We start from the raw sequence: 12,545 nt of genomic DNA on the forward strand, positions 1-12,545 counted from the left end.
GGCTCGCGAGCCTTCCCCCGCCGTCGGAATCAGGCGTTCCAGTACGCCGGTTCGTTGCCGGGCTTCCACTTTATCGAGCAGCCCCGGGACGGCTTCTCGGCGGCCGTGACCTGGCCCCCGTCCAGTAGCGTCTCGACGTGGGCGGCCATCTCCCGCTCGCTCGGTTCGTCGTCCGGGTTCGGCGCGTCGTCCAAGCGGCCGTGGTAGGCCAGTTTGAACGTGCCGCCGTCGTTCCGGAACAGGAACGGGTCGGGAGTACAGCGAGCGCCGTACGCGGCCGCGACCGCCTGAGACTCGTCGAACAGGTACGCGTCGTACTGTATCTCACCGCGGTCGACGAGTTCCTGCATCCGCTCGAAGGAGTCGTCGGGGTACTCCTCGGGGTCGTTGGCGTTGATGCCGACGACGGCCAGGTCGTCGTACGCCGCCGCGAGGCGGTTCAGTTCGTCTACCTTCGCCTTCGCGTACGGACAGTGGTTGCAGGTAAACACGACGAGCAGTGCCTCCCTGTCCGCGAAATCCGACAGTGAGTGGGCGTCCCCGTCCGCCCCCGGTAGTTCGAACGTCGGTGCTTCGTCCCCACGCCCGAGTACGTCGGACTCCGAATCGATTGAGACCATCGACACACAGTAGGGTTGTCGGCGCTAAAAGTCCACGGACGCCGGAACGACTCGCTGTGACGGCCGTCTTACTCGCTTGCGTCCTCGCGCGTCGCGGCCGCGGCGTCGAAGGCTTTCGCGGCCTCGAAGGCCGCGCTCCCGTCGTCGACCGAGAACAGCGTCTCCTGCCCCTCTGCTTCGTGTTTTTCCAGCAGACCGACCGTCACTAGTTCTTCGAGCGTCCCGTCGAGGTACAGCGTCTTCAGCGGCACGCCGGCCGCCTCGCTCAGGGCCGTCTTGGTGTACGTCTCGTCCGCGTCGAGCCGGAGTATCGTGTCGATGACCGTCGCCGCCTTGTCGTGGTTCGCCACGTGTGCCCATCCCGTGTCGGACCCCGAGCGCTGACCACCCTCTTCGAACATTACCCGAAGCCTAACTCGCAACGATATTAAAACTGCCCGGTGACCCGTCCGCGGACGGTGTGACCCTCTCCCACTATTGAGCAAGGCTTTTGTCCGCGTCACTCTCCTGCCACTGTATGAGCAGTCGCCGCGAGATACTCGACCTGCTACGGGAGAACGCCCGCTACACGACCGAGGACATCGCTCGGTTGACCGACTACTCCGAGAGCGAGGTAGCCGAGATTATCGAGGAGTTCGAGGAGGCGGGTATCATCCGCGGCTATCAGGCAGTCGTCGACTGGAACGCGGTCGAGAGCGACGAGGAGCGGGTCCGCGCCACCGTCGAACTCAACGTCACGCTGGACCGGGAGACCAGCTACGACGACATCTCGGACCGCATCGCAAAGTTCCCGGAGGTGACCTCGCTGCGCCTCGTCAGCGGTGACTACGACTTCGACCTGGAGGTCCAGGGCGATTCGATGCGCGAGGTGTCGCATTTCATCAGCGACAAAATCGCGCCGATTCCCGAAATCACGCAGACGGTCACCCACTACATCATGGAGTCGTACAAGGAACAGGGGATGGAGTTCGACGACCACGACGACGACGACCGGCTGTCCGTCTCACCATGACGTTCGAACCGGCAGACAGGGTCGACAGCGTGCCGCCCTCCGGTATCCGTCGGTTCTTCGAACTGGCCGAGGAGATGGACGACATCATCTCGCTCGGCGTCGGCGAACCGGACTTCTCGGCCCCGTGGGCGGCCCGCGAAGCCGCCATCGCGTCGCTCGAACGCGGCCAGACCTCCTACACCGCCAATCGGGGGAAACGGGAGCTCCGGGAGCGTATCGCCGACTACGAGGCGGCGACACACGGCCTGCAGTACGACCCCGACGAGGAAATCCTCGTCACGGCGGGCGCGAGCGAGGGCATAGACCTGGCTTTCCGGGCGCTGTTGAACCCCGGGGACTCCGTCGCCATCGCCCAGCCCTGCTACGTCTCGTACGTCCCCGGCGCGACGTTCGCCGGTATCGACGTGGTCGACGTTCCCACGCGCGCGGAAGACGAGTTCAAACTCACCCGGGAGGTGCTGGAGTCGTCCGGCGCGGCCGAGGCGGACGCCCTCGTGTACTGCTACCCGAACAACCCGACCGGGGCGACGATGACCGACGAGGAGATGGCCGCCGTCGCGGCCTTCTGCCGGGAGCACGACCTGCTGGTGTTCGCCGACGAGATATACGCCGACCTCACGTACGAACACGACCACACGTCCATCGCCACGCTCCCCGAGATGCGCGAGCGGACCGTCGTGTTCAACGGCTTCTCGAAGGCCTTCGCGATGACGGGGTTCAGGCTGGGGTACGCGATGGCCCCGCCGGCGGCAATCGAGGCGATGAACCGCATCCACCAGTACTCGATGCTCTCGGCCCCGACGACGGCCCAGCACGCTGCCATCGAGGCGCTTGACAACTGCCGGGACGAGGTCACTGACATGGCCGCCCAGTACGACCGCCGGCGGAAGTACGTCCTCACGCGCTTCGAGGAGATGGGGCTGGACTGTTTCCCGGCGGCCGGGGCGTTCTACGCGTTCCCCGAGTGCCCCTGGGACGACGCAAGCGAGTTCGCCGAGAGCCTGCTCCAGGAAGAGCGGGTCGCGGTCGTGCCCGGGACCGCCTTCGGGGCGGGCGGGTCCGGTCACCTGCGGGTGTCGTACGCGACCGGTCTCGGCGACCTCAAGGAAGCGATGGCCCGGATAGAGTCGTTCCTCGACTGATAATTAAGAACGGCGAAACATTCAGTATGGTCGACTTACTACCGTAAGGAGACCGTGATACGAACAGCCGGACCTTCTCTTTCGACTACAGTAGGTGGGGGTAAAGTTTTTTCCTGCCTAACGGGAGATGAATAACAATGGCTATCGATGACACCGGGGGAGGTGAGGCAGACGGGGTCGATGGGGGCCGACTGACCGACAAGCCCGTCCGGGTCGGCGAGTACACCTGGGACGACCTCCGCCGGGAGGTACACGACGGGGGGCGGTTCGACCGGAGCGCGTACCTCGGCTTCGAGCCACGGGAACTCGGCCAGCGACTCGAAGACGCGGCGAGCGCCGGCAAGACACTGCAAGCCCCCTTTGAAGAGTACCTCGACCCGACGACGACGCCAGTCGCGAAGGACATCTACACCTGGGAGCATTTCAAACAGGAGTACTACTACGAGGACGGCGACCTCCCCCGCGACGGCGACGGCGAGGTCGTCCCGTTCGACGCCAGCGAGTTCCTGGAGTTCGACCCCGAACACACCGAGAACAGGCTGTCCGCGGCCGAAGACATCGCCAGCGAGCTACACGAGTACGTCGAGGAGAACACCGTCGACGTCAACCCCGAACTGGACGAGGACGCGTTCTTCTCGACGCGGGAGGGCCACACGACCGTCGTCAACCGCTACGACCTCGAAAAGGCCGTCCCCCAGTCGAAGAAGTCCCACTTCAAGGAACTGGAGCGGTACTGGGTAAACAAACCCTACGCCTGCGTCGTCATCTTCCACTCACGGAAGGAAAACGAGAAGAAGTACTACGTCATCGAGCCGTACCTCACCGACATCGAACTCGACCTCCGCGAGTTCCTCTCGGGCAAGCTCAAGACCGCCATCAAGTACTCGGAGGACGAGGTCATCGTCCAGGGGACCGACGCCGACCGCGCCCAGGTCATCCAGCGGGAAGCCGAACAGCTCCTCTCCCGGTACGACCTCTACAACGGGCCGGTCTCCGGCGGCGAAGCGGGCGTGCTCGACCAGGTCAAGGAGCTGTTCGGCCTCGACGACGAGGACGAGAGCGAGACGACCGGACAGCTCGTCGGCATCTCCACCCGCCCGGAGCCGGCTATCCTTGAAGACGACGAGCCGAAGCTAAACGAGTACCAGGTCGAGAAACTGCTGTACATGCTCAAGCGGGACTTCGTCGGCTACGCCCGTATCGACGGGGTCAAACACGACATCAACGTCGAGGACATCTCCTGTGACGGGTACAACTCCCGGGTGTTCGTCTACCACACCGACTACGAACAGATAATCTCGAACGTCGAACACGGCGAGGGCGAACTCGACGATTTCGTCGTCAAGCTCGCCCAGCGCTCGGGCAAGGGCATCTCGAAGCGCCAGCCCCAGGTCGACGCGACGCTGCCGGACGGGTCCCGTGCCCAGTTGACCCTGGGCCGGGAGGTGTCTGACCACGGGACCAACTACACCATCCGTCAGTTCAAGGACGTGCCGTTCACCCCTATCGACCTCATCAACTGGAACACGTTCTCGCTGGACGAGATGGCCTTTCTCTGGCTCTGCATCGAGAACAACAAGAGCCTCATCTTCGCCGGTGGTACCGCCTCCGGGAAGACGACGAGCCTGAACGCCGTCTCGCTGTTCATCCCATCGAACTCGAAAATCGTCTCCATCGAGGACACGCGGGAGGTCGAACTCCCCCAGCGAAACTGGGTGGCCAGCGTCACCCGCCCATCCTTCGGCGAGGACGACAAGGGCGACGTCGACGAGTTCGACCTGCTGGAGGCCGCGCTCCGCCAGCGGCCCGACTACATCGTCATGGGTGAGATTCGTGGCGAGGAGGGCCGGACGCTGTTCCAGGTCATGTCGACCGGGCACACCACCTACACCACCTTCCACGCCGACTCCGTCGGCGAGGTCATCAAGCGGTTCACCACCGAACCGATTAACGTCTCGAAGACGTTGTTTACGGCGCTGGACCTCGTCTCGATTCAGACCCAGACCCGGGTCGACGGCAACAAGGTCCGCCGGAACAAGTCCCTGACCGAGATCAACGAGTACTCCGCCGAGAACGACGAAATCAACGTCCGGGACGTCTACGAGTGGCGCGCCGAGACGGACGAGTACATCCAGATGGGGAACTCCAACACCCTCGAAGAAATCAAGTTCGACCGCGGGTGGACCCAGGACAAACTCGACGAGGAACTGTTCAAGCGCAAGGTCGTCCTCGCGTACCTCATCGAGAAGGGGCTGAACACCTACACGCAGGTCGCGGCGACCATCCAGGCGTTCATCAACGACCCCGACACCATCCTCACGCTCATCGCCAACGACCAGCTCGAACTGTCGCTTGAGGACCTCCGGGAGATGGAGTCGGTCAAAATCGATATCGACCCGGAGAAAGAGGAGATGGTGCCCCGGCCCGACGCCCCGCCGGAGATGGTCGAGGAGACCAAGGCGGTGCTCGACAACGCCCAGCCGCTGTTTAACACGTACAAGAGCCGTGAGACGCCGGACATCGTCTCGGCGCTGATGGACGAATCCGACGACAGCGCCGACGAAGACAGCATCGAGTTCGGCCAGTTCGTTCCGAAGGCCGGGGCGGAGGCGGACAGGGAATGAGCCTCGACACACCGAGCCAGCAACAGGTGGGCAGTGGCGGCGCGCTCGGTGACACGTTCTACCCGGCGTACCAGATGGTGTTCGACGACGAGGGCGACTTCGTCAGCAGCGTCGAGAACAAGCTCGGCGAGGCCCGGATGGCCGACAACGTGGAGATGTTCCTCGCACGCGCGCTCGCGGTCGGCATCATCGCGGGCCTCGCGCTGTGGCTGGTCGGGACGTTCCTGGGCTACCTGCTCGTCCAGTTGCTCTTTGCGGGCGGAGAAGCGCCGACGCTCATCGGCATCCCCGTCCCCGAGAACGTCTCGGCCATCCTGGACATGTTGAAACTGCCCTTCCTCGTGCTCACGACGGGGGTCGTCTTCGGAGCCATCGGGTTCGGCATCGGGTTCGGGTCGCTGGTGTCGATTCCGTATTTCCGGGCGAGCGCCCGCGAGCGGGAAATCAACGTCCTGCTGTCCGACTCGATTTCGTTCATGTACGCGCTGTCCGTGGGGGGACTGAACCAGCTCGAAATCCTACAGTCGATGGGGCGGGCCGAAGACACGTACGGGGAGGTGGCAAAGGAGTTCCAGTCCATCGTGCTGGAGACGGAGTACTTCGATACGGATTACCGGACCGCCGTCCGGAACCAGGCGCTGCAGACGCCGTCGGACGAACTGTCGCAGTTCCTGACGGACATGCTCTCTATCATCAACTCCGGCGGTGACATGACCTCGTTCCTCGAAGACCAGAAGGAAAAGCACATGCGAACGGCCCGGCAGGAACAGGAGAAGATGCTGGAGACGCTGGAGCTGTTCGGCGAGATGTACATGACCCTCTCGCTGTTCCCGCTGCTTCTCATCATCATCCTGGTCATCATGTCGATGATGGGCAACGCCCAGAAGTCGCTCATCTACGGGACCGTCTACGGGCTGATTCCCCTGACCGGCCTGGGGTTTCTCGTCCTCGTCTCGACTGTCACGCAGGACTCTATCGGGGACGGCTATCTACGTTCGAGTCCCGGCGAGAAGGAACTCGTCGTCGACGAGGGCGTGGGCGTGTTCAACCTCGGACTCATCGAGAGCTACACGGGGACCTACAGCGTCTTCGACCGGATAAAGAGCCGGGAGGGGACCCACGAACTGCTGGCCATCCTCAAACGGCCCGACCTGTTCTTCCGTGACCACCCGCTGTTGGTGCTGTGGCTGACCGTCCCGCTGTCGATTCTCGCCGTCGTCGCGGCCATCGTCGTCGGGTGGGCACCGCTCTCCCTCGACGGGATGATAGCCGTTCCCGTCCGCTCGACGTTCTTCTGGGTGTACGTGCCGATGTACCTCAACTTCGTCCCGCTGATGGTCTTTTACGAGTGGAACCAGCGTTCCCGGAAGGCGATTATTGGGAAGCTCTCGGAGAACCTCCGGAAGCTCGCGTCGGCCAACGACACCGGGATGACGCTGCTTGAGTCGGTCAAAGTGGTCTCGGAGACCTCCTCTGGGAAGCTCTCCGACGAGTTCGAGACCATCCACGCGAAGGTCAACTACGGGACGAGCCTGAAGGACGCGCTCCGGGAGTTCAACAACAAGTACCACGTCCCGCGGCTGGCACGGACGATAAAGCTCATCGCGGAGGCCCAGGAGGCCTCCAGCCAGATTCAGGACGTGCTCTCGACGGCGGCTCAGGCCTCGGAGAACCAGGACGATATCGAACGGGAACGGAAGTCGCGCACGCGGATGCAGACGGTCATCATCCTGATGACCTACCTGACGCTGCTGGGCGTGATGGCGCTGCTGAAGACGCAGTTCCTGGACGTGATGGCCGGGCTTGCGACCCAGGCTTCCGGGGCGGGCAGTTCGAGCGCTCCCGGCGGCGGGTTCGGTGGCAGCGTCGACACGGAACTGCTGTCGATGCTGTTCTTCCACGCGGTGACGCTGCAGGCGCTGCTGTCGTCGTTTATCGCCGGCTACATCCGGGAAGTGAAGCTCGTCGCCGGCGTGAAGTTCGCGGTCGTCCTGTCGACGATTGCACTGGTGGTGTGGATAGCCGTGGGCTAGCGACCCGCCCGCGGTTCGACGGTTGAGTAACAAACAGCAAACAGGGTGTGTGGGAGATGGATACGAGAGCACAGACACCGCAGGACTTCGCCGTGGGGGTGAGCGTCCTGCTCGTGACGGTCATCGGGGTGTTAGCGTTCGTACAGGGCAGTGCGGTCGGCGTGTACGAATCCCCGGACGTACAGCGCAACCAACCGATTGCGGACAGAGCGGCGACGTACCTCGTCGAGAACTACTCCGTCCAGGGCACGCGCAACCACGTCCGCTACAACGCGAGCGGCGGGATGAACGCGTCGCTCAGTTCGGATACAGACGACCTCCGCGAGTTCAAAGAGCGGGCCGGGCTCATCGTCGCCACGGAGCGGCGGGTGAACCCGCGCGTGAACGTGACGATAGTCAACGCGTCGACGCTCGGTGCCGGGGCACGGACTCCAGCGGCCGACGACGGCGACACGCTCACCTGGGGACCGTCGGTCGCCGGGCAGCAGAACGTCGCGTCGACGGCCCGCGTGGTGAAACTGACGAACACGGACCAGTGTGACCCGGTCTGCTGGCTCGTCGTGAGGGTGTGGTAGCGATGCGGGGCCAGGCGTACACGCTCGAAGGCGTTCTCGCGGCCATCGTCGTCGTGACGGCGACCGTCTACGGCCTGTCGGCCGTCGACACCGGCCCGTTCCAGACGGGCTCCCAGCAACGGACGGCAGCACTGGAGACCCGCGCCAGCGACACGCTGTCGCTGGCGGCCGAGACCGGCGCGTTGCGCAACGCGACGGCCTGTTACAGCGTCGGGACGCCGACGCTTAACGGCAATCAGACCGGGAGTGCCACCGAGTTCGAGTCGATGCTGAACCGGACCTTCGACCGCCAGGGCACCCAGTACAATCTCTACCTGAGCTACTGGGACCCTGTCTCTGACTCGCGGCGGACCGCGCTCGCATCGCAGCAAACGGACGAGAACGTCGCCGAACGACCGGTCGCCGCGGCCGTTGCCACTGAAACGGTGACGCTGACCGACGACATGCCCGCCCGAATCGGCGACTGCAGCGGGACCGGTCCGCCAATCTCGGCCGTCGACGGGTACTTCGCTCCCGACGCGACGCCGGACTCTGTCGTCTACAACGTCGTGGAGGTGCGTCTGGTCGTATGGTAGCCAGCGACCGCGGGCAGCTGCTGTTGATAGGCGGTATCGCCGTCGCCATCGTCGTGTTCAGCACTATCCTGTTTGCCCACAGCCTCGCTGTCACCGACGGTATCACGACCACCGGGAGCGCGGACACTATCGAACGGTCGGCCGACCGCGAGGCCTCCGTCGAGCGGGACCTGGGACGGCTCGCGGCCGAAACGCGGGGCGACGACGTCGACGGGTTCGAGGCGCGATACGAGCGTGCCCTTCGGAACTACACGCGGACGCACAACCGGGTCGTCGCAAACAGCGGTGGGTCCTACTTGAATGCGACGCTGAACGAGTCGGCGTCGCTCGGGACCGAAGTGAACCAGACGACCTCCTCTCGGTTCACTCGACCTGGTGGTACGGGGTCGAACGTCGACTGGGACATCGCCCGGAGCGTTGACCGCGTCGTCGTCTTCAATCTGACCGTGACGCGCATCCCCGGGGTCGGGCGTGAGTTCATCGTCAAAGTGGTCGGCGACAACGGCGACACCTGGGAGATGGTCGTGACAGAACCCGGCGACAAGGAGGTGACGGTCACTCAACCCTCCGGCTCGACGGCTACCTGCTCGGGGACCGGTGACGCCGACGTCGACCTCTTCGCCGGAACCTGTGATATCGGCGGAACACCCGGCACGTTCCCGTCGTTCACCGAGACGCTGGACGCGCCCTACACTGTCAGTATCGAGAAGGGGAACCGCGCACGCGGTACGTACCGGTTCGCTGCCGTCGGCGACTTCCCCGGTACAAGCTATGACGCCGGGGACACGGCGTCGTACCCGGTCATCCCTGCCATCGACGCGACGTACGACACGCCGTCTGCGAGCTACAACCGAACTGTGTTCGTGGAGGTGGGAGAGGAATGAGCGTTCGATTCCGTGGCGACGACCGCGCTGTCTCGCCGGCCGTCACGCAGGCGCTCACCATCGGCATCACGTCGCTGTTGGTGACCGGTCTCCTCATCGGCGGGAGCCAGATGGTCGACTCACAGCGCGAACGGGTGACCCAGGAGGCGCTGGAGAACGTCGCCGACGGCGTCGCACGGGACCTGGTCCGTCTGGACGCGTTCGAGACCGGGACGCTCGACACCACGGTGTCGTTCCGCGCGATGTACCCCGAGCGAATCGCCGACCAGGCGTACAACGTCGAGGTAATATCGGATAGTTCGCACACGCACGTGTACGCGAACGCGTCCGGGCTGAATCGGTACGCCGTCGTGCAGTTCAGAAACGAGACCAGCGTCTGTCCCTCCGTCGTCTCTAGCGGTCCGCTAGCGGTTTCGTACAACGCGACGGCCGACTGTATGGCGGTGACCGATGGATGAGTGACGACCAGCGGAGCCACGACCGCGGCGTCTCCGACCTGCTCGCGTTTACGCTCACCTTCAGCATCATCGTCACCACCATCGCGCTGGTGTCGCTCGGTGGGCTCGGTGCGTTCGACGCCGTCCAGCGGGGCGCGACGACCGACGTCGCGGAGACGTCGATGGTCGGGTTCGCGGAGACCACGGACGACCATATCCGCGGCGACGCCCCGCGACGCACTACCAGTATGAAACTACAGGGCCATGGCCTCTCTCTCCGGCCGTCGACGTTGAACGTGACCGTCGACGGGCACACGACGAATATCTCGACCGGGGCGTTCGTCCGGGAGACCGACGCGGGGACGGACATCGTCTACACCGGCGGCGCGGTGTACCGGGTCCAGCAGGAGGGGTCAGTCGTCTCGAGAGAGCCCAGCTTCAGGTGTAGCCCCGACAGTGCGTACCTCGCCGTCCTCGCGCTCAACGGCCGGACCGACTTCGCGTCGTCCGGCCGCGTCACCATCGAGACCGCGATTCGAAACAGGACGCTCGTTTCCCCGGGAGCTGGCCGGTCGCCGTCCGCGACAACCGTCTCTGTCAACGTCTCCGGTACCGCGTACCCGGACGCGTGGCACCGCTTGTTCGAACAGGAACTGTCGAGCTGGTCGAACCACTCGGACCCCCACACCTACCAGTGTACGGGCATCAGCCGCGCTGTCGTCCACGATACGACAGTCGAGGTCCGTACTGTCACCTGAGTGGCAGTCTCCCCCAGTGGTAAAAGAGACCGTTACGCGCCAGTCAGTACGCGCGGCGATGAACGACCACCGGGCTCCGCTGGTAGTTTCGCCCTGTTTCGCCATCGTCGCAGTCTCGTCCCGTGGGTGCTTCCAGTTCATCGTAGGTGTTCGTACGTCCCCGGCGAGCATGATGTGTTTGAAAACCAATATCTTATCGTAGTCTTTCGTGATTGAGAAAGATTCGCAGGTCAACGGGCCTGCGATAGTACCGACTCACCCTCAGACCACAGTGACCGCATACTGTCACGATTCGGACCGTGGTCTCATTTTAATGTTAGGACGTGTGTGACGGATTTTACGAACGATATTCCAAACCGAGTGTGGAGACGAGTATTCAGCAGTATCTGGCTCTATATTCGCATTTGAGACTGGTGGGACCCGCTACTGAACGATAGCTACGTGTGAGCCGTTGGCAAGGTAGTACTATTACCCTCCAATCCAAAAGGACGGACACTAATGAAGAAGCAAGAACTCATTCACCTTCACAGTCTTCTCGCACAGGTACAGCACCACTACGAGCACGAAGCGGACGCCACCGTCGAACACGACCTGTACGCCGACCTGGGCGTCAAACCGACATCGATTCACAAGTCGAAGACGGACCACAAGGAGGCGGTGTTCGCCCTCGCTTCCGAACTGACCGGTGCCATGACCGAAGAAGCGGACGAGCCGCAGGCGCTGACCGCCGACTGAGACGACTCGTACTGTCGGCAGTCTTTTCACCGTTTCCCATCCCGATAGTTGCGTGTTCGTACCTGAGGCGGGCGTTTTCGAAAGTCCATGGTACACGCTATCCCGACTCTCAAACGACTTATACGGGAGGCAGCCGTACATCCAGTGTGAGCGACGATTCAGGGCGGCGGAACCTCCGCATGCCTACAAGTGACGAGATGTTCGCAGTCGTAACAGAACACCTTGGCGGGAACCACGTCCGTATCCGCTGTGAGGACGGCGAGACCCGACTCGGCCGGATTCCGGGCCGGATGAAGTTCCGGACCTGGATTAACGAGGACGACATCGTTCTCGCCGAACCGTGGGACTGGCAAGACGAGAAGGCCAACATCGAATGGCGCTACAAGGGGCAGGACGCCGACCAGCTCCGTTCGGAAGGCCACATCGACTCGCTGACCGCCTAATTTTACCACTGGACACGTTCGGTTCGCAACGACAGCGAGATAGTTCTCTCCCGGCCCGCATGGAAGTCATCGCGTAGTAGTCCCGACTGTGTCGGGCGTGTCCCGAGCGGCTCGTACGTCTCCCGATTGATATATAATGGCTGATCGAAATTCGTGGTTCGAGCTCTATGTCAGAACTCGAATACTACTATACGTTAGTTCATCGACAGTCGGTCGCTGTCTTGCGGTTATCTGTGTCACGCCATCACGTTACGTATGCGTCGTGTGTGTGCTACACAGGGCGGGTCCGAGACGATTCATTTATATGTTCCCCCGTCTTCTGAACTAATGCGAAGGTCGCACCGGGCAGCAAGCCCGGGTCGACACGCTCGGCCGGCCACCTGGGTCGGCCCGAGCCACGAGAGACTCTCGCTTTCCCTTCTGGGGTCGGCGAGGTCTCATCCCATGAGGATTCCACCCCTGCGGTCCGCCGTCAAGATGGAATCTGATGTGAGCCCACGGACCCATGCAGTAGTCAACACTGGCGTAGGAACCAGTGTGTTTGCTTCCGACGGAGTGCAACCACTTCCGCCGCTGATGTATATCAGCACATTCCGGTTGATCCTGCCGGAGGCCATTGCTATCGGAGTCCGATTTAGCCATGCTAGTCGCACGAGTTTAGACTCGTGGCATATAGCTCAGTAACACGTGGCCAAACTACCCTACAG

The 12,545-nt window shown here is 63.1% G+C and carries 13 protein-coding genes and 1 rRNA gene; 12 read left to right on the forward strand and 2 right to left on the reverse strand.

Annotation, left to right across the window (positions count from 1 at the left end):
• Positions 1 to 29: 29 nt before the first annotated feature.
• Both VI123_RS18865 and VI123_RS18870 read right to left on the reverse strand, forming a co-directional pair.
• Positions 30 to 620, reverse strand: a complete 591-nt coding sequence (locus tag VI123_RS18865; protein WP_336339621.1) for a thioredoxin family protein — start codon at positions 618 to 620, stop codon at positions 30 to 32.
• A gap of 68 nt (positions 621 to 688) precedes the next feature.
• Positions 689 to 1,021 carry a hypothetical protein gene (locus tag VI123_RS18870; protein ID WP_336339622.1) on the reverse strand — a complete coding sequence of 111 codons (333 nt, stop codon included), beginning with the start codon at positions 1,019 to 1,021 and terminating at the stop codon, positions 689 to 691.
• 116 nt (positions 1,022 to 1,137) lie between these two features.
• Between VI123_RS18870 and VI123_RS18875 the strand changes: the two genes are divergently transcribed.
• The 12 genes from VI123_RS18875 to VI123_RS18930 all read left to right on the forward strand — a co-directional run.
• Positions 1,138 to 1,632 (forward strand): Lrp/AsnC family transcriptional regulator, encoded by a 495-nt coding sequence (locus tag VI123_RS18875; protein WP_336339623.1) that lies wholly within the window; start codon positions 1,138 to 1,140, stop codon positions 1,630 to 1,632.
• The gene (locus VI123_RS18880; RefSeq protein WP_336339624.1) at positions 1,629 to 2,774 is read left to right on the forward strand and encodes a pyridoxal phosphate-dependent aminotransferase; all 1,146 of its coding nucleotides are present in this window, start codon (positions 1,629 to 1,631) and stop codon (positions 2,772 to 2,774) included. The genes VI123_RS18875 and VI123_RS18880 overlap by 4 nt, the downstream gene beginning before the upstream one ends.
• Positions 2,775 to 2,911: 137 nt before the next feature.
• Positions 2,912 to 5,398, forward strand: coding sequence for a type II/IV secretion system ATPase subunit (locus tag VI123_RS18885; RefSeq protein WP_336339625.1), 2,487 nt, complete (start codon positions 2,912 to 2,914; stop codon positions 5,396 to 5,398).
• Positions 5,395 to 7,431 (forward strand): type II secretion system F family protein, encoded by a 2,037-nt coding sequence (locus tag VI123_RS18890; protein ID WP_336339626.1) that lies wholly within the window; start codon positions 5,395 to 5,397, stop codon positions 7,429 to 7,431. The genes VI123_RS18885 and VI123_RS18890 overlap by 4 nt, the downstream gene beginning before the upstream one ends.
• 56 nt (positions 7,432 to 7,487) lie before the next feature.
• Positions 7,488 to 8,006, forward strand: a complete 519-nt coding sequence (locus VI123_RS18895; RefSeq protein ID WP_336339627.1) for a DUF7287 family protein — start codon at positions 7,488 to 7,490, stop codon at positions 8,004 to 8,006.
• 2 nt (positions 8,007 to 8,008) lie between these two features.
• Positions 8,009 to 8,581: a DUF7288 family protein gene (locus tag VI123_RS18900; protein WP_336339632.1), complete on the forward strand. Its 573-nt coding sequence runs from the start codon at positions 8,009 to 8,011 to the stop codon at positions 8,579 to 8,581.
• Complete coding sequence (locus tag VI123_RS18905) at positions 8,575 to 9,465, forward strand: hypothetical protein (protein WP_336339628.1); 891 nt, start codon at positions 8,575 to 8,577, stop codon at positions 9,463 to 9,465. The genes VI123_RS18900 and VI123_RS18905 overlap by 7 nt, the downstream gene beginning before the upstream one ends.
• Positions 9,462 to 9,923, forward strand: a complete 462-nt coding sequence (locus tag VI123_RS18910; protein ID WP_336339629.1) for a DUF7266 family protein — start codon at positions 9,462 to 9,464, stop codon at positions 9,921 to 9,923. The genes VI123_RS18905 and VI123_RS18910 overlap by 4 nt, the downstream gene beginning before the upstream one ends.
• Complete coding sequence (locus tag VI123_RS18915) at positions 9,920 to 10,660, forward strand: DUF7289 family protein (protein WP_336339630.1); 741 nt, start codon at positions 9,920 to 9,922, stop codon at positions 10,658 to 10,660. Before VI123_RS18910 ends, VI123_RS18915 begins: the two co-directional genes overlap by 4 nt.
• Before the next feature lie 498 nt (positions 10,661 to 11,158).
• Complete coding sequence (locus tag VI123_RS18920) at positions 11,159 to 11,395, forward strand: UPF0058 family protein (protein WP_336339631.1); 237 nt, start codon at positions 11,159 to 11,161, stop codon at positions 11,393 to 11,395.
• Between the two features lie 146 nt (positions 11,396 to 11,541).
• A complete protein-coding gene (locus VI123_RS18925) occupies positions 11,542 to 11,838 on the forward strand; it encodes a translation initiation factor eIF-1A (RefSeq protein WP_049919665.1) in 297 nt (98 codons plus the stop codon).
• 590 nt (positions 11,839 to 12,428) lie between these two features.
• Positions 12,429 to 12,545, forward strand: a 16S ribosomal RNA gene (locus VI123_RS18930); the annotation flags it as partial.

The sequence above is a fragment of the Haloarcula sp. DT43 genome (assembly GCF_037078405.1).
GTDB classification, from domain to species: domain Archaea; phylum Halobacteriota; class Halobacteria; order Halobacteriales; family Haloarculaceae; genus Haloarcula; species Haloarcula brevis.